This window comes from Rhodonellum psychrophilum GCM71 = DSM 17998, from assembly GCF_000381545.1.
GTDB classification, from domain to species: domain Bacteria; phylum Bacteroidota; class Bacteroidia; order Cytophagales; family Cyclobacteriaceae; genus Rhodonellum; species Rhodonellum psychrophilum.
Genome location: NZ_KB906675.1, coordinates 396,961 through 422,776, shown reverse-complemented (window position 1 = coordinate 422,776; position 25,816 = coordinate 396,961). Strand labels below are relative to the sequence as shown.

17 protein-coding genes are annotated in these 25,816 nt (G+C 42.2%); 4 read left to right on the top strand and 13 right to left on the bottom strand.

The genetic code is table 11. The annotated features are described in order from the left end of the window. Positions 1 to 325 precede the first annotated feature (325 nt). The 4 genes from F824_RS0107900 to F824_RS0107885 form a co-directional block, all read right to left on the bottom strand. Positions 326 to 1,267, bottom strand: a complete 942-nt coding sequence (locus F824_RS0107900) for a DUF4097 family beta strand repeat-containing protein (RefSeq protein ID WP_019597336.1) — start codon at positions 1,265 to 1,267, stop codon at positions 326 to 328. A gap of 102 nt (positions 1,268 to 1,369) precedes the next feature. Continuing rightward, on the bottom strand, positions 1,370 to 2,395 hold the full coding sequence (locus F824_RS0107895) for a hypothetical protein (protein WP_026333570.1): 1,026 nt from the start codon (positions 2,393 to 2,395) through the stop codon (positions 1,370 to 1,372). A gap of 19 nt (positions 2,396 to 2,414) precedes the next feature. After that, positions 2,415 to 3,185, bottom strand: a complete 771-nt coding sequence (locus F824_RS0107890; RefSeq protein ID WP_019597334.1) for a hypothetical protein — start codon at positions 3,183 to 3,185, stop codon at positions 2,415 to 2,417. Further along, positions 3,178 to 3,747: an RNA polymerase sigma factor gene (locus F824_RS0107885; RefSeq protein WP_019597333.1), complete on the bottom strand. Its 570-nt coding sequence runs from the start codon at positions 3,745 to 3,747 to the stop codon at positions 3,178 to 3,180. The genes F824_RS0107890 and F824_RS0107885 overlap by 8 nt, the downstream gene beginning before the upstream one ends. A gap of 224 nt (positions 3,748 to 3,971) precedes the next feature. Here F824_RS0107885 and F824_RS0107875 point away from each other — a divergent pair, with 224 nt between their 5' ends. Next, on the top strand, positions 3,972 to 4,421 hold the full coding sequence (locus F824_RS0107875) for a GNAT family N-acetyltransferase (RefSeq protein WP_019597331.1): 450 nt from the start codon (positions 3,972 to 3,974) through the stop codon (positions 4,419 to 4,421). Positions 4,422 to 4,823: 402 nt separating this feature from the next. Here the strand turns inward: F824_RS0107875 and F824_RS0107870 are convergent, their stop codons facing one another. The 4 genes from F824_RS0107870 to F824_RS0107855 all read right to left on the bottom strand — a co-directional run bounded on the left by F824_RS0107870 (position 4,824) and on the right by F824_RS0107855 (position 9,069). Then, entirely contained in the window at positions 4,824 to 6,224 is a 1,401-nt protein-coding gene (locus tag F824_RS0107870; protein WP_019597330.1) for an MBL fold metallo-hydrolase RNA specificity domain-containing protein, read from the bottom strand. Positions 6,225 to 6,388: 164 nt separating this feature from the next. Then, a complete protein-coding gene (locus F824_RS0107865) occupies positions 6,389 to 6,757 on the bottom strand; it encodes a hypothetical protein (RefSeq protein WP_139189663.1) in 369 nt (122 codons plus the stop codon). A gap of 80 nt (positions 6,758 to 6,837) precedes the next feature. Then, a complete protein-coding gene (locus tag F824_RS0107860; RefSeq protein WP_019597328.1) occupies positions 6,838 to 8,736 on the bottom strand; it encodes a PspC domain-containing protein in 1,899 nt (632 codons plus the stop codon). 3 nt (positions 8,737 to 8,739) lie between these two features. After that, on the bottom strand, positions 8,740 to 9,069 hold the full coding sequence (locus F824_RS0107855) for a PadR family transcriptional regulator (protein ID WP_019597327.1): 330 nt from the start codon (positions 9,067 to 9,069) through the stop codon (positions 8,740 to 8,742). Positions 9,070 to 9,504: 435 nt separating this feature from the next. Here F824_RS0107855 and F824_RS0107850 point away from each other — a divergent pair, with 435 nt between their 5' ends. Continuing rightward, positions 9,505 to 10,584 (top strand): putative type IX sorting system protein PorV2, encoded by a 1,080-nt coding sequence (locus F824_RS0107850; protein WP_019597326.1) that lies wholly within the window; start codon positions 9,505 to 9,507, stop codon positions 10,582 to 10,584. 10 nt (positions 10,585 to 10,594) lie between these two features. Further along, complete coding sequence (gene porU2, locus F824_RS0107845) at positions 10,595 to 15,622, top strand: putative type IX secretion system sortase PorU2 (RefSeq protein WP_019597325.1); 5,028 nt, start codon at positions 10,595 to 10,597, stop codon at positions 15,620 to 15,622. Positions 15,623 to 15,625: 3 nt separating this feature from the next. Here the strand turns inward: porU2 and F824_RS0107840 are convergent, their stop codons facing one another. Beyond that, positions 15,626 to 16,327 carry a VTT domain-containing protein gene (locus F824_RS0107840; protein WP_019597324.1) on the bottom strand — a complete coding sequence of 234 codons (702 nt, stop codon included), beginning with the start codon at positions 16,325 to 16,327 and terminating at the stop codon, positions 15,626 to 15,628. A 198-nt stretch (positions 16,328 to 16,525) separates the two neighbouring features. On the opposite strand from F824_RS0107840, the gene F824_RS0107835 reads away from it, so the two are divergent. Then, positions 16,526 to 17,671 carry a cystathionine gamma-synthase gene (locus tag F824_RS0107835; protein WP_019597323.1) on the top strand — a complete coding sequence of 382 codons (1,146 nt, stop codon included), beginning with the start codon at positions 16,526 to 16,528 and terminating at the stop codon, positions 17,669 to 17,671. Positions 17,672 to 18,037: 366 nt separating this feature from the next. Here the strand turns inward: F824_RS0107835 and F824_RS0107825 are convergent, their stop codons facing one another. From F824_RS0107825 to F824_RS0107810, 4 genes are read right to left on the bottom strand one after another with little or no spacing between them, the layout of a single operon-like run. Further along, entirely contained in the window at positions 18,038 to 18,871 is an 834-nt protein-coding gene (locus F824_RS0107825) for a hypothetical protein (RefSeq protein ID WP_019597321.1), read from the bottom strand. Between the two features lie 3 nt (positions 18,872 to 18,874). Continuing rightward, positions 18,875 to 19,831 (bottom strand): Smr/MutS family protein, encoded by a 957-nt coding sequence (locus F824_RS0107820; protein WP_019597320.1) that lies wholly within the window; start codon positions 19,829 to 19,831, stop codon positions 18,875 to 18,877. After that, positions 19,828 to 21,129 (bottom strand): cryptochrome/photolyase family protein, encoded by a 1,302-nt coding sequence (locus F824_RS0107815; protein ID WP_019597319.1) that lies wholly within the window; start codon positions 21,127 to 21,129, stop codon positions 19,828 to 19,830. The genes F824_RS0107820 and F824_RS0107815 overlap by 4 nt, the downstream gene beginning before the upstream one ends. 50 nt (positions 21,130 to 21,179) lie before the next feature. Beyond that, positions 21,180 to 25,805, bottom strand: coding sequence for a translocation/assembly module TamB domain-containing protein (locus F824_RS0107810; protein WP_026333568.1), 4,626 nt, complete (start codon positions 25,803 to 25,805; stop codon positions 21,180 to 21,182). Between the last annotated feature and the right edge of the window lie 11 nt (positions 25,806 to 25,816).

The window sequence follows — 25,816 nt, the reverse complement described above, 5'->3', positions numbered from 1 at the left end:
AATGGCTTTTAGAGCCTACATCAATTCCAGCGGCAAAAGGATTGACAACAGCCATACTTTCAAACTTTTTCTGCTTCATCTTATTTTTGGTTTTGATTAAAAGCAGCAAGAGAAATGTATATTTGATTTGATTATTCCATACGGGATCCATAACAAAACATGGTCACCAATTAACGTTTCAAAAACCCTGACCTTAAAGATTGGGGTTGAACATTTCTACCAGAATTCGGGAAGGGATAAAATCACCATTCGATGCATAGGCTTTCATGCTGCAACCAAAAGTTAGCGCATTAACGTTACTTTTCCAATGTCTTAGAATTCGGGTTTAATTATCAATTGAGATTGAGCCAGAACTTATGGTTCCTTTGATGAAATCCTTCGATTGATTGTTGATGTCGAGGTTCCTACCTGTTCTGATAGTCCCAACTCTCAATGAACCCGAACTTGCTTTTAAGGAATAATTAAAGTCTTTAAGATTTGAAGGGGTTTGGATACGAAAAGATCCAGAAGATCCAGAAAGATGGGTTTTTGAACCCAAGCCTGCATTTTCTGCCCTGATTGACCCCGAAGAAATTTTAAGTTCTCCCAATTCTCCGATGTTCACCAAACTTGCGCTTCCTGAAGTCAGGGAGATAGCTGTCAAGCCTTCGATATTCTTGGCAGTTATCCTGCCACTGCCTGAAGAATAATGCAAGTCCCCTTTTACTTCATTGATATCCGCAGAGCCTGATCCCAAAGTGCACTTTACATCTCCAGTGATGGAATTCAATTTGATTGAACCTGAGCCAGATTTGGCTTGAAGATCCCCCCTTATCTTTGACGCTTGGATCATGCCAGAACCGACAGTCAAGTTGGTCTGCGGGGAGTTGATGTTTTCAACCTTGATTTTCCCTGATCCGTTCTGGAAATTCAAGACCATCGCTTCGGGTCCTGAAATCTTGATGTGGCCCTTGGTTCGGATATTTCCCATAGATCGAGAATTCCCAGTTTGCTGGTAGGAGATTTTGAGAACATCACCCAAAGTCACAAATATGATATCTTGGCTGGGATTGTTTGATTCCAAGAAAGCATTGACCAATATTTCTGATCCAGCAGAAGAACCAATATATTCCACCTCAAGTGAACCACCGGAAACTTCGATTCTTTCAATTCCGGAAAAGGTCTTCTTGACATCTACCAAGACCTGAGCTTGGGCCGCAAATTCATTGGAAGCTGATAAAATGACCATCAGCAGGACAATGAAGGAGGATTTTATGTGTTGTTTCATAGGGTTTCTTTTTTGTCTTGTGGAGAAAATTCAATGACTCAAGCCAATGGTCATCATAGCGTGTAAAAACTTTTGGAATACGGAAAAGCAAGAATTTTACTTTTAAAACACAATTCCAAAACTGATGGGATTCAATTCGGGACCCTTTCCATTTTGGAAGAATGTATTGAGGTCGTAGGTGGAAAAGAAGGTAAAACTACCGACTCCGATTTCTCCTCTAAGCCCATATCTCAGGTTGTTGAGGTAAATACCTGTGGATTGTTTTTCTGTTTTTCGCCCAGATCCGTCTAGTTCCCGATAGGCAAATTTGCTGGTTCCGCCCAATCTGTAGCCAACATATGGACCTGCTGCCAATCTCAATCCTCTCTTCCCATTGTCGTTCATTTTTCCAAAATCCAGTTTGAGTAAGGTCTGGGCGGTTAGATAGGAAGCGGAGATTTTACTCTTGAAACCATTCACATCCGTTCTTTCCAAGAAGTCAATTTCATTGTCGCCCTTAATGGCTTGGAAATCTCTATTTTCGAATTTGAAATTGTACCACTGTACGCCCATTCCAAAATCCCAATAGAACCCTTTGCTTATTTTTTGTGAGGCCATCCAATTAAGGCCCAAGTTCCAGCTGCCCCAGCCCTTGACGGCATAAGGTTGATCTGAGGTGGGGAATTGACCGTCTGAATCCAGGTAATTGTTGATGCCCAGATCCACATTGAAATAGGAGCGGAAGGAAGGGTCCGTCTTTTTCTTGTTGCCGGTTTCTACCCGTACCTTGGTGTTTCCGCTGGATTCGTCTACGATGACTTTGATTCCGCCGACATACACCTCTGTTTCCATACCGTCTTCCCGTACCCTCACGATTTCTTTGCTACCGGATTTGTTTTTGATTTCGACTACTGTCAGTTCTCCGGTTTCTTCATTGAGTTTGAGATCCAGTTCCTGGACAATCTGGTTGATATTCATTTTTTTCAATCTTTCAAAATCCTCCTTGTTGTCCACGATCAGGATGATTTTTCCAGACTTTCCGAATTCGACGATGATGCTGTCTTTTTCAGCCACATAGGGTTCATTCGTGTTGCCAAAAGCCATTTGTACTGTGGCAAACAAGCAAAACAAGAGCAAGTATCTTTTCATGTCAGTTCTATACTTAAGGTTAATTGTTTTTTTCTTTTTTTGTGGCGATGGAGGCAAAGAGATTGTTTTTTGCATCCTGCAGGTCTGCAAAACCTTGATCCACTTTGTTCAGCAATCCGCCGATCTTTTCTATTTTTGTCTCGATTTCTTCGATTAATCCAGGCTTTTCAGCTTCTGCCAAAAAACCGTTGGAAATGATCTTCACACGGTAGGCATCTTCGTTTCCCAAAGGCGCTTCATTCATAGCCAGTGTTTCTCTCTCCGGTTCTCCCGCAATATCCATGATGGGGATTTCGATTTCGGGAATCTCTGTACCCTTCATTTCCAGACTTTCCTCCGGTTTTCTGACCCCCGCGATCAAACTGGCTTGATTTTCTTCCTTCCTGGGTGTAATGGATTTCTTTTGTGGAGGCGAGTTTTGTTTTTGGATTTGTTTTGACTCTTCTTTCACATCAAAAGATGTCTCCTCAGTGCTAGGAAGCTTTTCCTGTATCAATAGACTTGGATCATCCATTGGAAGTGTCTCGGAGTCTTGTACATTCTCTTGTTCGCCAGCTGCCAATTCGGGTGTAGATGGATTTGTCGAATCAACCGCAAGCCAAATGAAATACCCCATGCCCATCAACAAGAGAAGGGAGGCTGCTATTTTCCAAAATGGGAATCCGTTTTTTTGTTCAGATTTTGACAATTGGTTTTCCAACCTTTCCCAAGCGAGTGCCGAAGGCTTTTCTTGGTGGTTGATGAGTTTTTCCCTGAATTGGGTGTCAAGCTTGTTTTTTTCGTTAGCCATTGATTCTCCTTTCTTTTAATTGTTGATCGGCTATTTTCTTTTTCAATATGTTCCTTGCCCGATTGAGTTGGGATTTAGAAGTGCTTTCTGAAATTCCCAGCAGTTCTCCGATCTCGGCATGGCTGTATCCTTCTATACCATACAGGTTAAATACCGTTCGGTATCCTACGGGAAGCTCATGGACCAACTCCATCAGATCGGCTGTTTCAAGTGCATTGATTTCGTAGGTCTGTTCTGCATTTTCAAGATGGCTTTCCATATTTACCTCCATACTTAAACTTTTGTTGTTCCTCAGGACCAAGAGGGATTGTGTGACCATGATCCTTTTCATCCAGCCTTCAAAACTTCCTAAAGATTGGTATTGGGGCAGTTTTTCAAAGATCTTCATGAAGCCTTCTATCATCACATCTTCCGCCAAGTCCCGATCCTTGACATACCGAAGGCAAATCCCCAAAAACTTCCCCGCATAGGAATCATAAAGAAACCGCTGGGCATTTCTTTCACCCTTGAGGCAGTTTTTGATGAGGTCCGATTCGGTGTTAAAGGTTTTCTTGGTAAACATGCGGAATGACTTTCAAATAGGGAGATACATAAAATGGAAAATAGGTTGCATGGATTGGTGAAAAAAGGTTAAATTTTTCTGTTTTTTGATTTATAAAGATACAACTGTCTTGAATTTTCCCACTGATATATGGGGTTTTTGGCTTGAAATCAATTGTGATTTCCATTTGGTGTTTGCTGAATTTGTGTTTATTTCGGGATATTCTCCAATCAACTTATTCAAAAATGGAACGTACCATCAGGACAGATTCCCAAAATCCCGATTTCATTGCACTCGTCAAAAAGCTTGATGCTGGATTGGCCATTACGGATGGTGCCGACCATGGTTTCTACAATCAGTTCAATAAAATAGACAAGATCAGGTATGTCGTTTTGGTCTATGAAAATGGGGAGTCGGTGGGTTGTGGTGCGATCAAAGAATTCGATTCGGACACGATGGAAATCAAGCGCATGTTTGTGGACAAGGAGAGTAGGGGAAAGGGAATCGCTTCATCCATATTATCAGAATTGGAGATTTGGGCCAAAGAACTTTCTTATAAAAGATGTATTTTGGAAACAGGAATCAGGCAGACCGAGGCCATTGGTCTGTACAAAAAGAGCGGTTTCTCATTGATTCCCAACTATGGTCAATACGAGGGGATAGCAGGAAGTTTGTGTTTTGAAAAAATAGTATGACGGGATTATAAAGTAAATTTGAATTTTCTCGCTAAAACCCGAAATATACATTCCGTTTCCCATCGGGATGGAAACTGCAAGAAAATCAGACTATTTGGAGAATAAGTCGGCTAACCGATATGGTGAAGACAAAAACAGTGAACAAATGACTGATTCGTAAGTGATTTTTGGCTCAAGTAGAAATGTTAATGCATACAAGGGTTAAACCTTGGATGAGTGTTTTCCAATAACTGAAACACCAAAAACAGTATTTTCCAGTCGCTGTAACAGTTCTGACATTTTTTAGATTTCTGAGATCAATTTTATTTCCAATAGTTACAAAAAAAAGCAAAAGCCCTCAAAATCATGATTTTGAGGGCTTTTGCCTTGGGGAATCATTCGCAGTTTCCTTGTTTGACCTCCTTAAATCCCATCAAACAGCACGAACGATTCCAAGTAATTGGGAACAACTGTTTGCCATTCCAACTCTTCATTGATTTTTTTGGCCATTGATTCGGAGGCCGCAATTTCTCCGTGGATAAGAAAGGTGATTTTCGGCTTGCTGGTAAAACCCTCTGCCCATTCCATCAGTTCGTCCTGATCCGCATGTGCAGACAAACCTTCGATATAATAGACCGAAGCTTTGACAGGAACATCAATACCGTACATTCTGGCGGTTTCATCTCCGTCAAGAAGTTTGCGGCCTCGGGTTCCCTCAGCCTGATAGCCTACGAATATGACACTGTCCTGCTCATTTGGCAATCGGTGGTACAAGTGGTGCAAGACCCTTCCTCCAGTAGCCATCCCGCTGGCAGAAATGATGATAGCGTCTCCACGGATGTGATTGAGTGACATGGAAGCTTCCTGGCTTTGGTAATAATGAAGATTCTTAAAGGAGAAGGGGTTACTGCCCTCCTCTTCAAAAAGAGGCCCAAGCCGGTGATAGTGGCCATAATGCTTGTACAATTTGGTGACATCAATGGCCATCGGGCTGTCGACATAAATCGGGATATTCGGGATTTTACCCTTTTGCTGAAGCCTGTGGAGGTGATAGAGGATCAGTTGGGTTCTGCCCACAGCAAAAGCAGGGATCAAGGAAATCCCTCCTTTTGCGTAAGTTTCCCTGATCGCTCTTCCAAGTTCCTCTTCTGGATAGCGTTTTTCCGGTATGCGGTTTCCATAAGTGGACTCCATCAGGAGCACATCGGCGAAAGGAAGTCTAGAAGGTGGATTGAGTAGAGGGTCGTGGTACCTTCCCAAATCCCCGGAAAAGACGATTTTCTTTTCCTGTTGCTCCCCTTTCACTTTTATTTTTAGGATGGCTGCCCCGAGGATATGGCCGGCATTGTAATAGGTGAATTTGATGTTTTCATTGATCACTGTTTCCGTTTCCATTTCCACCCCAACCAACATTGGAAAGACCTTTTTGGCATCTTCTACGGTATACAAGGGTTCCGGTTTTTCGTGTCTGGAATACCCTTTCTTTTGGGCATAAGCGGCTTCTTCTTCCTGCAGTTTTGCGGAATCAGCCAATAAGATCTGGACAAGATCCAGCGTGGGATAAGTACAGTATATCGGGCCATTGAAGCCTTCCTTGACCAATTTGGGTAAATAACCGCTGTGATCGATATGGGCGTGTGTCAAAATCACCATGTCAATCTTGGAGGGAGAAATTGGGAAACTTTCCCAATTTCTCAATCTCAACGCTTTAAGCCCTTGGAATAGACCGCAATCCACCAGGATTTTAGTATGATCGACTTCCAATAAATACCTGGAGCCGGTTACGGATTTGGCTCCCCCTAAAAATTTTATCTGAATCTTCATAAATTCTGGGTTTAAGTTTAGTAAAAATACAAGGATTCAGATAGTTTGAAAGGTTTTTTTTAAAAAATAACCGCGGAATTTGGCTGGATAATCTCAGTCAAATTCCGCGGTTGGGAAAGGTGTTAGTTCTGAATTTGTTTTTTAATAGACTGATGCCAACTGTATCAATAGGGAAGTTTTGTTGAGATTTCAGCTGAAATTTTCTCTCCACTCTTTTGGCCATAAGTGGTTACTTCTTTAATTGGTTTTCCGTCATAAATTATTTTTGCAGCGATGTGATCATTTAGATCATTAGCCTTTACTGACAGGGAAACAGGGTCGTTCTTCTTACCGATAAAGGATATGGTCCAGTAATTTTCGGTGATTGTTTCGTGGATTTCTTTCCCAGTTCCATCCAAATAATAAATGTCAAAATTATTATTATTGGTCGTGACCTCATAGGTCACCGTTGGATCAGCAGGTTTGTTTTTACAGGATGACCCCATAAAACCAATAAAAAGGATGAGGACAGATAATCGATAAATTTTATTCATAGCGTTGTAGACTTGTTATTTCCGTTTTTTATTGGTCTCTGGTCTCCAATAGGATTGAATTGCAAAATGAAATGTTGGTCCTAGCGATTCATAAAGTAGGCATCCTCAAATTTTGCCCGGGAGAGACTGTCGATTTTTGAAACCTTGGTGTCATTGCTACAAGTCAGGCAAAGCAACCCCATTTCATTGAATACCCAATGGTTGCGGGAATTGACATCTCGGATTTTATATCCGTTGCTGTGGATGGTTCCTTTGATGATGGATAGAATCGATTTGTCCAATACAAAGGGTTTTTCGTAGGGTATTTCCAAGACCAAATCAATCTTTTGACCTCTGAATTTATCCATTTGGTTCAAGTCAATTCCTCTCTCGAAGGTCAAAACCGAGTCCATCATGGTATAATTGTATTTGATAGCTTCAGCATTTTTCAAGGCATCCTGGTAGCTTTTTCCCCTCGATTTCAATTTCTGGATCAGAATTGGTTTTTCGTTGTCCGTGCCTTGGAGTTTGAGGCTTACCGCCTCAAAAAAACCACTGTCATCTCTGGTATCCACCGATTTCAGGATCAATGTTTTGTCTGAAACATCAATGGGATTTTCCACCGATTGTGTAGCCTCGGTTTTGAACTGTGTGATCATTCTTGGAACTTGAAAAGCACAAATCCCCAAACTCAACAACCAGATTCCCAAGGCCACCAAGCCAAACCTGCCATCAATGATGCTCTTTTTCACCAATACACTGATGCCGAGGAGAAGGATGATGATCCCTGGAATCAAGATGGCCACTGCAATGGCGAGTGCCAACCAAACAGGCATGATCTCGGTGATCCAAGTCATGGGGAAATCATTGGTCCAACCTGAACCTGAATAATTCTGTGGAATAACCTCGAAATAAACACCCAACAATGCCAAGGGAGCAAGAGTCAATGCCGTTCCTATAAAGAAGATGATCAATCCAAAGATTACCCGGATGATGGAGATGAGGAATTTTCCCAAGGGACCCAAAGCCTCACCCAGTGCATTGATTACTTTTCCTAAGAAGCGAAATGGCGCCAAAAGAATTTTTCTACCTTGACTTTCTTCCCTTTTGGGAATTGGATTCAGGTTTTCCTTGATGGTCGTTTCGATATTGTCCAAGGTGATGGCTCCACCTTTCATCTGGATTCTTTCGGTTATGGATTTTGCAGCAGGGGTAATGATCCAAAGGATCAGGTAAATCACCAAACCTGCACCACCCGCGAAGATCAATCCAATAAAGATCAAACGAACCCAAATGACTTCCACATTGAAGTAGGCTGCCAATCCACTGGCGACACCTCCCAAAGTCCTATCATCTGGATTTCGGTAAAGTTTTTTGATGTTTTTGTCTTCGGGGTCTTCATACGACACCGGCAAAATGACCCAAAGCACGATGTATGCGATCAAGGCAAATCCACCAATAGAGAAATTGAAGTTCCAAGGAAAGGTATTGATCCCAAAACTGCCGAAGCGCAAGCTGCCACTGAAAAGGAGAAGAATGGCCACCAACCGTGTCCAAAGAGGGTCCACTGCCAGATAATGCGCCAAACCAGCACATACTCCACCTAGGATTTTACGGTTTTCCAACCGGGTCAATTTTTTGTAGCCTTTTCCTTCCAGATTCGGAGGGGTGATGTATTTGTAGAAATCATTCTCCTCTTTTTCTTTCCCAAACACAGTTTCTGGCATGTCTTCCTCCATTGCCTTGAAATCGGCAATTGTCCCCATTTTCTCCATCAAGTTGGCCACATTTTCAGCGGTGATCACCTGTTTGTTGTTTTTGAGATTGCTCAGAAATATTTCGGCGATCCGGTTTTCGATATCCGATATGATTTCTTGGTTGTCCTTATAATGGGAAAAATGTCTGTTGATTGCCTCCAGATACTTTTTTAGGGTGGCATATCCATCCTCTTCGATATGGAAAAGGATCCCACTGATATTTATACTTATTGTCTTTTTCATGACTTATCGCTTTGAAGTGATTAATTGGGTAGAGGCGACCAAAGAAGCCCATGTCTCAGTCAGGGTGTTTAAAAAACCAAGCCCCTCTTCGGTAATGGTGTAATATTTCCTAGGTGGACCGGATTCGGACTCCACCCATTTGTAAGCGACCAAGGATGCGTTTTTCAACCTGTTGAGTAAAGGATACAAGGTTCCTTCCGCTACGATCATCTTTGCCGCTGTCAGTTCTTCGATCATGTCGGATGCATAGGCTTCCCCTCTGGAAATGATATGCAAAATGCAGAATTCCAAGAGGCCTTTCCGCATTTGTATCTGGGTGTTTGAAGCATTCATAAGATTTGGATTTAAATTTTTTTTCGAGGAAAATCCAAGGTGATTTCAGCCGTATTTTTCCCTCCATTTTCTGATAAGGAAAGAAAAACTATACCAAAGTTAAATCAGGTACCCTGTAATACCAGTTTCCTTGTGTCATATTCGCCTAAAAAAAGAGCACGAGGATTGATTTTCTTTGTTATTTTTAATTTTAAGCACTTTTTGCCCAAAACCCTACGAATGGAATATTTTTAAGGACAAGATACAGTTTTGATAAAATCACTTTCCGTTGTGGTTTTAGTGAACAATCCTTTGTTCAAAACCGAACACTTTTCAGCCAATTGAACAGCGTTTATTTTTTGTGCTTTACGCAATTTGATTCGTTTTTATTTTTACTTTGCACAGGTGATTAACCTGATTTAATTGAAAATTTCAAAACTTTTACTCGGTTTATGGATGGTTTTTTGGTTTGGGTCTTCCCAAGCCCAAAGTATTGTGCCCAAGTATTCCAATGAATTTATGAACATCGGCATTGGAGCACGAGCCTTGGCAATGGGAGGTGCACAGGTTTCCTCCGTTCGGGATGTTACCGCTGCCTACTGGAATCCAGCAGGCCTATTGGGAATCAAGCATCAAAACGAATTCTCCTTAATGCACGCCGAGTACTTTGCGGGCATCGCCAAATTTGACTATGCCGGATTCAGTACCAATATCCAAGAGGACAATCAGATCGCGATTTCCCTGATTCGATTTGGGGTGGATGACATTCCGGACACCCGATTTTTATACGATGCGAATGGCGCCTTGAATTATAACAATATCCAGTTCTTCAATGCCGCGGATTATGCGCTCATACTTTCCTATGCCCGGGATGTAAGCGACAAATTCAAAGTCGGCATGAACACCAAAGTCATTCACCGAAATGTGGGCAAGTTTGCACATGCCTGGGGTTTTGGCTTGGATTTGGGAGGAATCATTCTCTTGGACCAGTGGAGGGTTGGCATCATGCTCCGGGATGTGACCACCACCTTCAACGCTTGGTCTCACAATGCCGACATGGTTCGGGAAGTCTATTCCAAAACCAACAATGAAGTCCCCCTCAATTCCATAGAACTCACCTTGCCCCGCGCGATTTTCAGCTTGACCCGCGACTTTGACATCAATGACGAATTCACTTTACAAGGGGTTTTGGATTTGGATTTCACTTTCGATGGAAAAAGGAATACGATCATCAGGTCTGAAATCATGAGCATCGATCCAAAAATTGGTCTGGAAGCGGGCTTTAAAAAAATGGTCTTTGTCCGGGCAGGGGGAAGCAATGTGCAAAAGATCAAGGATTTTGATGCATCTTATTATATGTCATGGAAACCCAGTTTTGGTTTGGGCCTTTTTCTAAACGAAAAATTTCAAATAGATTATGCTTTGACTGATATTGGAGGTGTTTCCCAAACGCCTTATTCACACGTGGTCAGTGTTAAGGTGAGTTTGAACGAACATGACCCTAGGTTTAGGCTGAATAAGGGTTGGAACGATTGATATAAAGGATATGAATAAAAAATTTACCCTTGTCTTATTTTATTTCATATCTACTTGCTTTGGCTTCGCACAAGAAAGCTGGATCAATTTTGACCAAGCCTATTATAAAATCCCAACGGCCCATGATGGGATCCATAGAATTTCCTTCACCACATTGTCTGCCTCAGGGATTGATCCCAATACTTTTGATCCCCGAAATGTAAGGGTGTACCATAGGGGAGAAGAAATATCTGTAGCGATTTCCGGTGAGCAAGATGGTCGATTTGATATGGGAGATTTTATTGAATTTTTTGGGAAAAGGAATGATGGGACCTTGGATGCCAAATTGTACAGCAATCCCTCTTATGTTGGAAATGTGCTCTACAATACACACAATGATTCCACCGCTTTTTTCTTGACCATTACACCGGGTGTTTTAGGGAAAAGGATGGCCAATGGTGCCAATCCGGTTCTCAATCTCCCAACTCCAGAATCTTACCAAACGGAATATCTGAGGGTCTTTTCCGATCAATATAATTTGAGCTGGAGTTACAGTCCAGGAACCAGATTGGCTGAATTCGAGGAGGGGCAGGGTTGGATGAGTACTCCGATTGTGAAGGGTGCTCCGAGAAATATTATTTTAGGCGACTTGGGAAATATTGCCCAATCAGGAAATGCAAAACTGGAAATTGGGATTACGGGGTTCTCCGCAAATCCCCACCTAACCGTGGTGAGTGTCGGTCAGAACTCAGGAAGCCTCCGCGAATTGGGACGCTTGGAGTTCAAAAATTTTGAAGCCATCAACACTGAATTCTCCTTTACCTCCAATGACTTCAATTCCGATGGGAGTTTGACTTTACAGGTTGCGTCAATGGGTCCCGGTCCAACCGACAATGTTGGAATGGCGTATTTTAGGATCACGTATCCCAAAAAAGTCACAAGTGGGGATTTTAAACAAGAAACTTTTATCCTCGGTCCTGGTGATCAAGTGATGGAGGTTGATGGGGTTTTGGCCAATTATGCTGCCTTTGAAATTTCAAACCCTCTTGATCCAAAAGTCATTCCTTTGATAAAAGAGGCAGATAAATTGAAATTTAGAGCAGGAATGCCAACCCAAATGAGCAAAATATGGGTTGAAAACCGACTCAATGTGACCGAAATCAATGTCATGCGAAAAGTGATGTTTAGAAATGTATTGCGCCAACCCGCAGATTTCATCATTTTGGCACATAAATCTTTGAGGAGGCCAACAGCATCCTATTCGGATCCCGTGATTGCTTATGCCGCTCACCGTGCCTCATCGGAAGGTGGAGGCTATGACACCCTCGTGGTTAATATTGATGAGCTCTATGATCAGTTTACATTTGGGGAGAAATCTCCCTTGGCCATCTATGAATTTTTAAGGAAATATTATCCAGTTCACAAGCCTGAATACTTGTTATTGATGGGAAGATCCATGGGCATGTTTTCTACGGCTAGGGAAGGGGCGGTGAATTATTTTTATAGGAAAAAACCCTCCATATTCTCGTTTCAAGATTTGATTCCGCCGGCAGGGTATCCCTATTCGGATAATAATTTTTCGATAGGCTTGGATCCCGAAAATCCGTTTGTAGCGGCTATTCCCCTTGGACGAATCCCCGCCAGAACCCCGGATCAAGTAGCCAGCTATCTGGAAAAGGTGAAGGAAAAAGATGCATTGGGAGCTACCGAACCTTGGCAAAAAGAAATTGTCCACCTGAGTGGAGGGGTCTCTGCATTTGAGTTGACACGGTATTTCAATTTCCTGAATGGATTCAAAACCATCGCCGAGGCACCTTTCATGGGGGCAAATGTGACCACTTATAGAAAGCGTTCCAATTCCACCATCGAATTGATAGATATTTCCGGTGATGTGAACAGGGGGACAAGTCTCATTACTTTTTTCGGTCACGGTGCACCTTCGATCATAGATTTGGAAATAGGCTTTGCTTCCGACCCCACAATGGGCTACAACAATCGTGGGAAATATCCAATGTTGTTGCTCAATGGATGCGATGCCGGGAATGCCTTTGGAAATGCCTATACATTTGGTGAGGATTGGGTACTGACACCTTCCAAAGGAGCCACCAATTTCTTGGCACATGCAAACGTGGGTGTAGACGTTTATTTAAGACGATACAGCGAATCCATATATGCCAAGGCATTTTCTGACTCTTCTATGATTTATCAACCGATTGGAATGGTGAAGAAAGAGGCGGAAAAATTGTTTTTCCTACGCTATGGAACTTCTCCTCTCAATCGAGGCCATACTGAACAATTGGTCATGTTGGGGGATCCTGCGGTGAGGCTATTTCCTGCCAACAAAGCCGACTATTCGCTGAAAGACGATGAAGTGACTTTGGGAAGTTATGCAGGGGAAGCATTCAATGCACTGTCGGATTCACTTAGACTCACGTTTGTAGTCAGAAATCTTGGGCGTGCGGATATGGACTCGGTGGATTTCAGGATCAACAGGAGATTGCCAGATGGAACAAGTATTCAATTTGATCCCAAGTTGATCGGTCCGGTTTTACGGAAGGATACCATTGAATTCGTAGTGCCGAACAGGGGACTCGCTGCTTTTGGAGAAAACATATTTACGATTGAAATCAACCGGTCCCGAGCAGTTGAAGAAATGACATATGTGAATAATGTGATCACAATCACCCGTTTTATTCCCCTTAGCGGCACCATCAATTTATTGCCCACGTCATTTGGGATTGTCAATGAAAAGGAAATAGAGTTATTCAGTCAGATTCCCGGAAAATCTGTGGAGGAGAGAAATCTGATATTACAGATTGATACAGATGCTGATTTTAGTTCCTCAAGGAGGAGGGAAAACAGGTTGACAACTGCCAACTTGGCCAGATGGAAAGTGAATCTCTTCCAAAATGTGGCCGAAAAGGATTCGGTGACCTTTTATTGGCGATCCAGATTCCTTGAGCCGAAGGCCGAGGAAAGCCAGGATTGGACGGTTTCGAGTTTTACGTATATCAAAAATGGCCCTGAGGGCTGGATCCAAAGAGAAAAACCGGAGTTGGAAACAAACCAACTCGATAATTTAGAAATCGATCCAGTGAAGCGGGAGTGGAAATACAAGGACACCAAACTCAATATTGGGGTTTTTACCTTTGGAACCCAAGCGGACAGTTTGACTTTCAGGAATACACAGTTTTTCCTCAACGAAGTTCCTTACATCCTTGACAATGTAAACAACGCCAACAGTCGACTTTGTCCCAATGGTTCTTTGGGATTGGTGGCATTTGACCAAAAATCGCTGACTCCCTACTTGGTGATCTCCGTTCCAGGTTTTGATATACTAGACGGTAGGAGTTGCGGGAGAGTCCCACAAGTCATCCAAAGTGTGCGGAATGCCAACATCACGGGACCGGGACAGACGATGTTGCTTGACTATGTCAATGGATTGAAGACGGGGGATTTTGTGGTGATTTTCTCGGTAGGAAATGTCAACTTCAGTGATTGGCCGGACGCAGCCTTCGAAAAACTGAAAGAAGTTGGGGCAAATGAGGCAACTTTAAGAAACCTTAAAACCGGTGACCCATACGTTCTTTTTGGGAAAAAGGGAATGAAACCCGGAGAAGCCATGGAGATCGTTTCGAAGCAAAACATAGCATTGGAAACCAATGAGCAGGTGATTGAATTCTCCACCGAAATGAACGGGTATTTCACCTCGGGAAGTATCCTTACCCCTAGAATCGGTCCATCTTCTGAATGGAAGAGCTTTTTCAACAATGTCAAAAACAGGGATTGGTTCAATGAGGAATTTGCCTATTTTGATGTGTTGGGTGTTCGGGGAAATGGAGAAGAACAGGTCTTGTTATCCAATATTCAGGAAAGTCAATTGGATTTGACGATGATCAGCACCGAACTTTACCCTTTTCTGCGCTTGAGATATTCTATGGAAGACACTTTGTCCACCGCGCCGGCACTGCTCGACAAGTGGCAGGTGAATTACACAGGGGTGCCAGAAGGTGTTCTCGTCTTGAAAAACAAGGAAAAAGAAATACAGCTTCAGGAAGGACAGGAAGCAATTTTGAATTTTGAGTTTATCAATATTTCCAAATTTGATTTTCAGGACTCAATCACCGTCGAATGGGAATTCAACAACACTACCCAAAGGAAAATCGAGAAGTTTTCCAAAAAAATCCCCGCGATCAAATCTGGAGGGAGTCATGCATTCAGCATTGATTTCAACTCCATTGGAAGAGCTGGATTGGTAAAGGTTGAGGTTTTTGCCAATCCACGGATATTTATGGAACAAACTTTCAGGAATAATTTCATTGATCTTGGGGCGTTTTTTGTGGTCACTCCGGACAACAGCACGGCGATTCTAGATGTGAATTTTGATGGCGTGTATATCATGGATGGCGACATTGTCTCCCCAACCGTTTTGATCCATGCCCTTTTGAAAAATGAAAATACCTTAGTCCTGAAAAGGGATACCGTAGGGATGGAATTATATCTGAAAAGGATCTGTGAGAATTGTCAATTTGAAAGGATGAATTTTTCCAATCCCAAAATATCTTGGTCTCCGGCCACGGAAAACAACAGTTTTGAGGTGGAACTCCATCCCGGACCTTTGGAAGATGGAATGTATACTTTTAGAGTCGTCACTGCCGATTTGGGTGTGGACAAGCCTTATGAAATCAATTTTGAGGTTATCAATGAAGCGACGATCACTAATTTTTATCCTTATCCCAATCCATTCAGCACGAGCGTGAGGTTTGTTTTTACCGTGACGGGTTCAGAAGTCCCTGATCAGATCAAAATCCAAATCATGACTGTGACCGGCAGGGTGATCCGAGAGATCCTTCAGGATGAACTGGGCATGGTCAGGATTGGAAACAATATCAGTGAATATGCCTGGGATGGGAAGGATGAATTTGGAGACCAGTTGGCCAATGGCGTTTATATCTATCGGGTCTTGGTCCGCAAGGATGGTCAATTTATGGAGCCAAGGGCTACGGCAGGAGATAAGGGTTTCAAACAAGGTTATGGGAAAATGTATTTGCTTAGATAGCGATCATTTGCTTTTGAAAAACCGGGCAATCCCCCACAAACTTAAAAGGATCAAGCCAATGATCAGTGCCCAGTTGAAGGCATTTCCTCCCTGGCGGATGGCAGTGTAGATGGAATCTGCCAATACTCCAGAGCCAAATGCCAATAAAGTGCGGGGAAGCATGCCAATAAAACCAAATAGCACCACACGCTTCCAGCCAGTATCCAACAGGGCAAACAACAGATTGGAAAATGCAAAAGGGATGATAGGACTCAGCCTAACGAAGAAAATCAATTCCCCCATTTTCCCCTTTTTGTTTTCCACCAAGGCTTTGGCCCGAGGATATTCCCCCAACAGGATATCCAAACTGTTTTTGTCCATTTTTTTACCCAAACCATAACCAAAAAGTGTGGCCAAGGTATAAGAAAGGATAAGCAACAAAAGGGCTTTCCAACCCAATATGAAACCAGTGAGCCCGGCCAAGAGTGTCGTCGGCATAAACGCAAAAGCCATAAGGATGGCACAGGGGATCAAATACAAAAACCAAGTCTCGGGAGATGAAAAATCCAGTTGCTGAAAAAAAGTGGTGTTTGTGATGAAAAAAGGGACCAATAAGATACTGCCCAAAGAAGGGACAATGGCCACCCAAATAAAGGCAAATACCATTAGGGGATTATTCTTTCCGATCTTTTGCAATCCCTTGAAAATGCCTTGGTTTTTTTTCATATTTGGCGAATGGTGCTGCAAATAAAACCAATTCACCGGTAAGGCTCTAAAGTAATTTGTGATATTTCACCCAAATATGGATTTCTTTGGTGTATTTATTGTTCAAGAATCAACACCCTACATGATGACCTTAAATAAGTCTCAACATACAATTTTCGCTGAAATAAAAAGGTCAATCTTAACATTTTAAATCCAGATATGAAATTCGGAACAAAAGCAATACATGCAGGGGTCGAACCCGATCCTACCACGGGAGCCATTATGACCCCGATATACCAAACCTCTACTTATGTGCAAACCACCCCCGGTGGCCATAAGGGATATGAATATTCCAGAACCCACAATCCTACCCGGACAGCCTTGCAAAACAATTTGGCAGCTTTGGAAAATGGAAAACACGGACTTTGTTTTTCCTCTGGTTTGGGAGCAATAGATGCCATCATCAAATTGCTCAATCCAGGTGATGAAGTCATCAGTACCAATGATTTGTATGGTGGAAGCTACCGGATTTTTACCAAGGTATTTGAAAGATACGGGATCAAATTTCATTTTGTGTCCATGGACAATCCTGAAAACATCGCCGCGCACATCAATGCCAACACAAAATTGATCTGGGCCGAAACGCCCACCAACCCCATGATGAATATCATTGACATTCAGGCAGTGGGAGATTTGGCAAAGAAGCATGGCATTCTTTTCGGTGTGGACAATACATTTGCAACACCTTTCCTGCAAAACCCACTCGATATGGGCGCAGACTTGGTCATGCACTCCGTGACCAAATATCTTGGAGGACACTCTGACGTAGTGATGGGTGCCATCGTGGTCAATGATGACAAACTAGCCGAGCAATTGGCATTTATTCAGAATGCCTGCGGTGCGACTCCAGGGCCTCAGGATTGCTTCTTAGTATTGAGGGGAATCAAAACCTTGCACATCAGAATGGAAAGACATTGCCAAAATGGGAAAACCATCGCGGCTTATCTTAAAAATCATCCAAAAGTTGAAAAGGTCTATTGGCCAGGTTTCGAAGACCATCCCAACCACCACATCGCCAAAAAGCAAATGCGGGATTTTGGGGGAATGATCTCATTCACGCTGATAGGCAACAAAATAGAAGACGCCATCACAATTCTGGAAAATCTCCATTATTTTGCCTTGGCAGAGTCTCTTGGTGGTGTGGAGTCCCTTTGTGGCCATCCCGCTTCCATGACGCATGCAAGTATTCCAAAAGAAGAAAGGGAAAAAGTGGGTTTGGTGGACTCCTTGATCCGTTTGAGCGTAGGCATCGAAGATGTTGACGATCTCAAAAAAGACATTGCTGCGGCATTGGAATTGATTTAGGTTCTTGATTCAAGCCGTCTTATGCATTGCCAATTCTATTCTAGTCAGAAAATAACGAGTAATCAGTCTTTGTTTACAATTTTTGACTTCACCAGATCGGTAATACGCCTTGTTTTCCAAACAGTCTGATTTCCATGGGGTTTCAACCCCATCAGGTGACCAAATGCATGTTTCGGATTCAAGAGAATCAAAAATACGCAATTCTAAAAATTCTTAAAAAACCAGAGCTCAATAGATTTGAGCCCTGGTTTTTTGTTTTTAAGTGTTTGAGGAAACCAGCATTTTTATAAGGTACAACCCATGTAGACACCCTAAATTCTGATTTAGAATGTAGCGAATTTTTCACCAGCCTTACAAGCAAAAGGATTATGCCAATATCCGATCAAAAAGGTGCTTGCATTGATCTTCCACCTTGGCTGTAAACTTTTTTTTGTTGGACTTTAAGGAAGCCAGTAAATCGATGTATTTTTTCGGGATGTTTTCTTTTTCTCTCAGAAAAAATGAAAGGTGCTGGATGAAGAGATGATTTTGATACCATTGATGCAGGGAATGCTGGAGTTCCTGCATTTGTGTGTGTACATCAGTGACAAAGATGGTGTTGAAACCGGATTCAATCCTTAGATTTTCCAGTGCGATAATCACCCGTAAGCCTTCATAAATGTCTTTTAGGGCTTTACTGTCGAGTTTGGACTTGTTGTCTAGGTGGAAAAATTCCAGCTCTTCATTGATGATTTGAGTGATGGCTGTATTGATCATCAAGGGTTTCAAGCCTTTGCTCCACTGGTAAACTTCCTGATATAGATCCTCCCAAATATGAAGCGGAGAACTGACGACAAGGTCAAACCCTTCGGTAAAAAGCTCCTTTTTTTGTTCCGCAAGATGTTTTTCGTAGGAGTTGTAGGTGATGTTTCCCTTAGACCTCACCTCAATCAATTGGTTCAATACCGATTTTAGATGTTTTACCTTTTTGAGATTTTTAAAGATCCCTTTGAATGGGGAAAACACCTGGAATTTAAGTTTGTCCTCATTGAAATGGATTCTTGACAAGAGATTCAGATAAATTTCCAGAAAGATAAATTTCTGTTCCAACTCAATGGCCTTTTTACTTCTGAATTGTTTGCCTAAGGCAGCGTGGTTCTGCTTTGCCTCCTCAAATTGTTGATGGAAGAGACGGAAAATAGGGGAGACTTTGCCTTGCATGACTTATGAGATTCTGACCAAGGTAGCGCCGTATCCAAAACGGCTTTTTTGTGTATCCTGAAAGTACTTAATATTTTCCAGTTGGCTTAGATACTTGTGGATTTCTTTTCTCAATACCCCATTTCCGATGCCATGGATAAAGGAAATTTCATCCATTCCTGAAGCGATGGCATAGTTCAGGTTTTTTTCGAAAGTTTCCATTTGAAGTCGGACCATTTCCCCGTTACTCATTTTGCTATGATCGGGAGTCAAGGCTTCGATATGAAGGTCGATTTCCTTGGCGGGCCTTTGGTAGACTTGTGGAGGGACAGAACTGTTGGAGTCGGCTTGTAATTCTTCATTGAGTTTTTTAATGTCAATGTCCTTCACCTGGTCGCTCATGGAGAACACATACCCGTTTTTGTCCAAAATAGGTGCCCTACCTTTGCTCTTGAAAAAGGCCGAGGCTTTGAATTTCATTTTCCGCTCGAAAGAGGGTTGTGTTTTTTCGGTTCTTGGATGGATCGGAAAAAACTGGGCAAGCAGATCCGGCCAATCCTCAAAATCGACAATGGATTTTTCGGAAACCTTCTTGGTGCTTTTGGCTTTCAAATCCCCAGCTAAAAGTGTCTTGCAATTTTCCCCGAATACTTCCGATATCATCACCAAATAGTCTCTTTTGCTGGTATTTACCAAATAGATGCTGTGGTCTTTGTCATTGATGGGGAGATAACATAAAAATAATCCTTCGTTTTTGTCAGCAAAGGTTTTTTGACTTCCGGTAAGTATTGGGGTTTCTGTGCTTTTTCCTTCGCCAAAGTATTGTTTTTCGGAAGCAGAGACGACGACGACCTCATTTCTCATGGCTGGGATCCTGAAGCCGTCCTCGATCTCAATTTCTATCCTTCCACCGGAAGAAATCTTGGTGATCACTCCTTCTTCATTGCCATGCAATAAACGTACTTTGTCTCCTATATTCATGAATTCAATGCTTTTTTGTATGTTTCCAAAGCCCTTTCCCTGGCGAATTTATGGTCCACCATTGGCTTTGGATATTGGGATGTCCCGAACTCGGGAATCCATTTTTTGATGTATTTTTTTTCTTTGTCGAATTTCTCCGTCTGGGATTCGGGATTGAAGACCCTGAAGTAGGGCTGGGCATCTGTCCCCGTTCCTGCCGCCCATTGCCAACCCCCATTGTTCGAAGATAATTCAAAATCCAACAACTTCTGTGCAAAATAGGCTTCTCCCCATCTCCAGTCTATCAGCAAGTGCTTCGTCAGAAAGCTTGCCACGATCATTCGAACCCTATTGTGCATAAAACCGGTGGTATTTAGTTCGCGCATTCCGGCATCTACGATAGGATATCCTGTTTTTCCGTTGCACCACTTTTGGAAGTCTTCTTCATCGTTCCTCCAAGGGATTGTATCGTATTGTGGTTTGAAGGCTTTATCCACCACCGCTGGATTGTGAGACAGGATCATCATGTAAAATTCCCGCCAAATCAATTCATTGAGGAACGTTTCATTGAGTTGGGTGGCTTCCAAAGCCAATTTCCGTACACTGATGGTGCCAAACCTCAAATGGATCCCCAATCTGCTCGTCCCTCTGATGGCTGGAAAATTTCTGATTTCATCATATTTCTGAATCAAGGGTTTGTCGATTTCCAAATCAGGGATGTTAATGTCCGTCTTTTCAAAACCCATTTCTTCTAGGCCAATTATGTGGAGCGGGGGAGTGGGAAAGAAAGTGTTTTTTTCCTTATCAAGACTGACCGTTTTGATTTTGGCAGCTTGGAATTTGCTTTTCCAAACCCTGCTGTATGGGGTGAAAACCTTGTAAAAACCTCCCGAACCATTTTGGATCTCATCTTTTTCGAAGATTACCTGATCCTTGAAATCCAAAAACGGAATTTCCTTCACATTCAGTATTTCTTCTATTTGCGAGTCTCTTTCCTTGGCATAGGGCTCATAATCTCTATTGGTATAGACTGATTGAATTTCATATTCTTCCAATAGGGCTCGGAAAATTTCTTCCGGTTTCCCATATTTTACCAAAATGGAACTGTCAAAAGCTTCCAGTTCCCTACTGATCTTGGTGACTTGATTGTGAATGAATTCTACACGAGCATCCTTTTTGTCTTCGAGTTTGTCCAGGATGTTTTTGTCAAAAATGAAAAGAGGAAGCACGTTTTTTTCTTGGGTATAGGCATAGTACAATCCCGTATTGTCCTCCAATCTGAGGTCTCTTCTAAACCAGAAGATGTTGATTTTTTCCATTTCTTGCGCTTAAATTATACCTATTGTAATGATTGAAATCTGGAATTGTTTCAATCCTGTTCTTCTTTTCTGATAAATTCATTTTGGGAATCCATCGGACGGTCCAATACATTGACGCGTTTGTTCAGTTCCTTGAGCGGAATCGGCGTCCAGTTCAACTGATTTCCATCTTGGTACCTTAAAAAATCATCCGTGTCATTGATGCGGAGTTTGTCCTTGTCCCTGTTCCGTATTTTTTCAAATAGCTCCCTGAAAGAACTAAAGGAAAGGTTTTGAGAAATCGACATGCCATAGGTGGCCACATTTCTCGATAGGGAGAGTGAGGTGAAAGTATTGAAGTTATTTCTGTTGTAAATCCGCAATCTGTACCTGCCATCTTCGGTCAAGAGGTATTCAGCTTGCCAATCTCCAGCGATGCTGTTCAGGTCTGCATTGCCTTGTAAATCCGTGAATCCACCATCCCGCATCACCCGAAGCCGCCCCTCCAGAAATGTATAGGCAACTCGCAGCTGAAAAGTTTCCAGAGCGCTTTGGTCCAATGTGGCCAAATCGATATCCACTTCCAGGTTTTGATCCACCTGCGCGATAAAATTATTGAGCTGGGAAGACAACAGCTGGCTTAGGTTGGAAGTGGCCAAGCTACTGACACCACTGAACTGGCCCTCTGGTGAAAAGGAGCGCATCATGATCACGGAAAATACCTGTCTGTTTTTTTCCTGCTCATCATTTGCGATGCGATTTCTGAAGGCAGAGATGTATGTTTGGATGTTTCCCTCTGGAAATCCGGAAAAATCAAAGTCAAAAGCAATATCGGGTGAAAGGATTTTCCCCTTCAAGTCCATGATGACTTTCACGGGCCATCTTCGTCTCATTTGTGGGTCTTCCAGCTGCGAGCCTGTGGCGCCAGCTTGCAGGTTCTGGAGAGAAACACTTTCTTGGTAGATGGCTTTGAGATCCATCACGCCTTCATAAGGATCCCCAAACCAGGAAATCCTTCCACCAGGCTGCACGATAAATTCTCTCTTGATAATGTTGTAGAGAGAGAAATTGTATTTGGCTTCTGTGATCTCGTAATTCCCCGACATGGAAAAATTGCCTTGGGTGTCAATATTGAGGTTCAATAGCCCACGACCCCTTCCCTGAATGTTTTCACCTGTTCTGGGATCTATTTGGATTTCCGTGTAGGCATCTGGGGTGACATCCAAATTGAAATTCATTCTCACATTGTTGATGGCGAGTTTTTGTACAGATTCCTCAAAGGAAATGGTCCTTGTCGTATCACGAATATTGATGATATTGATATAATCCTCTTGGGCTTGAACCGAACTAGATCCCAAAGGAATGTAAATGCGCGTATTTGGATTGGTGGTGGTTCTGGCATTTAGATCCAGGTTGTTTGCCGCGCCGAATATATCCAAGGTTCCAGTTACAAAAGCTGTCCCGTAAAAGAGCTCATTGTCTTTGCTACTGGTATTCAACACTTGGAAGTTTTCCAGATTGGAAGAGATGTCCAGAATGAAATTTTTGAATCCATCATGAACGATTCCTCCTCTCATTCTATTCCGGTTTCCATTGATATCCTTCAAAATCAACTCTTTAAAGCTAATTTCATTTGGTGAAAAAACGATGTTTCCGTCTATGGTATAGAATGTATTGAGATAATTGATCCGAGTAGTTCCGCCTGTCAACCTTCCAGTACCCAACACCACGGGTGCATTCAATGAGCCTTCCACCGCAAATTCCCCACTTACAGTGCCTCCCATTTGGGTAAGGTATGTGGAAAGAAAAGGCTCCAGAACAGAAAGGTTGGCATTATTCAATTTTGCTTTCAAGGCAAGTTCTTCGTCTTTTCTTCCCAGTGAGCCATTGATCTCAATTATCTTTATTCCATCCCTTAAATTGCTCAATTCCAGATTGATGAGGTCTTCTTCCAAATACGTCCCCGCTTCTATATCTCCGATGAGAAAATTATTGATCAATAGATTATCAATGTTTAGATTCCCATTTACCCCTATTTTTTCATAAAAATTATTAAAGGCAAAAAGGCCATTTGCGGTACCTTCATACTCCTGCAAACTGAGGGTGTTTAGAAAATCCATTTTGAGTTCATGGATGTCCAAGGAAAGAATGTCTTCGGGGTCGGCGGTGATTTTTCCGTTGATAGCGACAAACTGATCTTCGTTGAAAAGCTTGATGTTTTCAAATTGGACCAAACCGTCTGTCAGGTAAATTTGGTTATCACCTTCAAAACTCCAAGTCTTCTCCAATATTTTCAATTCCGAAGGCAGCATGACGATCGAAGTGTGGTCTCGGAACAATTCGATTTCACTTTTTAGCTTGATATAGCTGTTGGATGCAAATTGATCCTGATTGATGCTCAAATCTATTTTGGATTCGTCCCAAATGGCTTCCATGGCCAAATTGTTAAAAGTCAGTCCCGATTTCAGGATTTGTTTTTTTGAAAAAATATAGAAGGAAGCCAAGACTTCATTGTTCAAGCTCATTTTTGAGGTATTGAAATCGAGGTTTGTGTCAAAAAGATAATTCCCGTTGTAGTAGATGGAATCTATACCTGTGAAAAGATTGAAAATGATGTTTTCCTCATTGTTGTAAAAAGCGCCTTCGATAATCGTGTTTTTTGAAATGGTGGTACTCGGCTCAAAAAGGTTGATGATGGGATTGATGTCAATAAAATTGAGGTTGATGTCAATTTGATAGGGATCTGATCCACCAGCGTTGGAAAGCAATGTGGGGTCTTCTGTCGTATTGGTAAGGATGGCGATGTACTGTCTGCCCAATCTTTCAACATCTGCTGCAAGTTCCTTCACTTTAAAATTTCCGGAGATACCGGCCACCAGTAAATCGGAATTGAGAGAAATCAACCTGGATTCATCCGTGAAAAGTGACTGGAAGAAAAAATTATCAATATTGAGATTCTTGCCCTCATAGCTTAGCAGGATGTCGCTGAACCTCGCAATTCCTTCGATATTGTCAAGCGTCAGACCCTTTGTGTCCAGCTCGATGTTTCCACTGACAAAACCTTCCTTGTCCATCAGGTTGATTTCCCTAAGAAATGCGGTGTCGATCCTGGTCATCATTCTGATAGAATCCTTTCCTTCCCTCAAATCCAAAACCCCATCGATTTCAGCTTTTAGATTGGGGTCGTTGACCTTCATTCTGCCTTTAAACAAATCCTTTCCAAAGGTAGCATTTGTGGTAATGTTTTTGAAATCATACTGATTAATCCCCGCACTTTTGATATTTGCGTCTACTTGGATCATGAAGGTTTCCAGGGAAAGTCCGGTTCCCTTGACCAAGCCTGTCATGGACACTTTTTGGAAGGTTTCGGGATCTTCCATGAGAATTCCCAGATCCAGATTTTTCAATTCCACCCTACCGTTATAGCTGGGCTGATTCCTGACCAATTTGTAATTCAATCTGCCGATAATAGTCCCGATGCTTGTTCTGAAATTCCCATTGGCCATAAAATTATTGAGGTAGCCGTTGAAATCCGTGTCAAATCGGATGTCTCGGAATTTATCAATTTCCCGAATGGCCTCTTCGCTGATGTAGGGTGCAAGGTCTTCGCTGCTCAAAACAGAATTGAGAAGGGACATTTGGAAAAATGTGCTGTCTATGTTTGGCAATCCATCGATGATGAACTTCCCGAAAAGTGCACTTTTCTTTCCGAATCGGATAAGCAACTCATCTGAGGAAAGATCATCAACTGTTCCTTTTATTTCGCCGCTCAAGAAAATGCGGTCTTCAAAATCCGGGATTTGGTTGGAGAAATATTTGAGATCTTTGATGTCCAGTGCAGACTCATCCAAATGGGTCAATATCTCGACTTCCTGAGTGAAATTGGACAAGGAAGCAATGGATTCATAACTGAACTTGAGATAATCTTTTATCTCCGTTTTATTGGACCGGAGATAAAGATTGGCAAATTCCATATAGGTGGGGGCAAGGGTAAAATCTGTTTTTAACTGCTGGAAAAACATTCCCGAGTTTGATTCCTCACCTCTGAGATAGTTTAATTTTATGAAAATTACTCCCGCTTCCGTTTCAAATTCGTCAGCATCCGCAATCAAGTTTCTGAAATTCAATTGATTGAAATCAAAACCCTCCGTGACGGGTGTTGCAGAATAATTGATGATATCCAAAGAGGCATTTTCGAGATAGATATTGCCAATACTGAATTTCACCGATTTCCGATTTGGGTCTCTTTCGGCAGACCCAAAAAGGGAATTGATCCGGACCAGAAATTCCGAGATGTTTATCCTACTTTCTTCTGGATGGGTCAATAGCCTGATGCTCCCTCTTTCGAGTTTGATTTGGTCTATGGAAGGATTATTTTTGTCGAAGATTCCGGCAATCGAGAAATCAATGAATACCTCCTCCAGATTTGCCATCAGACTATCCTTCTGGTCATAAATGGTTACATCTTTCAAGCTTACGGCATCCCACCACCTGATTTGGACCTTGGAAATGCTTGTTCGAAAGCCCGTATTGTTGCTGATATAATCCGTAAGCAATTTACTGACTTTGGTTTGGATGGAGGGGATTTGTAACAAGCCAGCAATCAAAACAACCCCAAAAATCAATAAAAGAGTAAGCCTTAAAAGTACCTTAAAGGCTTTAAGTAAAATTTCTGTAACTTTCGACTTCTTTTCCAACGGGTAAAAAT

What these genes read in the sequence shown, in the direction of transcription:
- F824_RS0107840 (WP_019597324.1), bottom strand. Translation starts at nt 16,327, where the DNA reads ATGAAAAAAAACCAAGGCATTTTCAAGGGATTGCAAAAGATCGGAAAG.
- F824_RS0107835 (WP_019597323.1), top strand. Translation starts at nt 16,526, where the DNA reads ATGAAATTCGGAACAAAAGCAATACATGCAGGGGTCGAACCCGATCCT.
- F824_RS0107865 (WP_139189663.1), bottom strand. Translation starts at nt 6,757, where the DNA reads ATGAATAAAATTTATCGATTATCTGTCCTCATCCTTTTTATTGGTTTT.
- F824_RS0107815 (WP_019597319.1), bottom strand. Translation starts at nt 21,129, where the DNA reads ATGGAAAAAATCAACATCTTCTGGTTTAGAAGAGACCTCAGATTGGAG.
- F824_RS0107860 (WP_019597328.1), bottom strand. Translation starts at nt 8,736, where the DNA reads ATGAAAAAGACAATAAGTATAAATATCAGTGGGATCCTTTTCCATATC.
- F824_RS0107895 (WP_026333570.1), bottom strand. Translation starts at nt 2,395, where the DNA reads ATGAAAAGATACTTGCTCTTGTTTTGCTTGTTTGCCACAGTACAAATG.
- F824_RS0107855 (WP_019597327.1), bottom strand. Translation starts at nt 9,069, where the DNA reads ATGAATGCTTCAAACACCCAGATACAAATGCGGAAAGGCCTCTTGGAA.
- F824_RS0107890 (WP_019597334.1), bottom strand. Translation starts at nt 3,185, where the DNA reads ATGGCTAACGAAAAAAACAAGCTTGACACCCAATTCAGGGAAAAACTC.
- F824_RS0107825 (WP_019597321.1), bottom strand. Translation starts at nt 18,871, where the DNA reads ATGCAAGGCAAAGTCTCCCCTATTTTCCGTCTCTTCCATCAACAATTT.
- F824_RS0107850 (WP_019597326.1), top strand. Translation starts at nt 9,505, where the DNA reads ATGGTTTTTTGGTTTGGGTCTTCCCAAGCCCAAAGTATTGTGCCCAAG.
- F824_RS0107885 (WP_019597333.1), bottom strand. Translation starts at nt 3,747, where the DNA reads ATGTTTACCAAGAAAACCTTTAACACCGAATCGGACCTCATCAAAAAC.
- F824_RS0107820 (WP_019597320.1), bottom strand. Translation starts at nt 19,831, where the DNA reads ATGAATATAGGAGACAAAGTACGTTTATTGCATGGCAATGAAGAAGGA.
- F824_RS0107870 (WP_019597330.1), bottom strand. Translation starts at nt 6,224, where the DNA reads ATGAAGATTCAGATAAAATTTTTAGGGGGAGCCAAATCCGTAACCGGC.
- F824_RS0107900 (WP_019597336.1), bottom strand. Translation starts at nt 1,267, where the DNA reads ATGAAACAACACATAAAATCCTCCTTCATTGTCCTGCTGATGGTCATT.
- porU2 (WP_019597325.1), top strand. Translation starts at nt 10,595, where the DNA reads ATGAATAAAAAATTTACCCTTGTCTTATTTTATTTCATATCTACTTGC.
- F824_RS0107875 (WP_019597331.1), top strand. Translation starts at nt 3,972, where the DNA reads ATGGAACGTACCATCAGGACAGATTCCCAAAATCCCGATTTCATTGCA.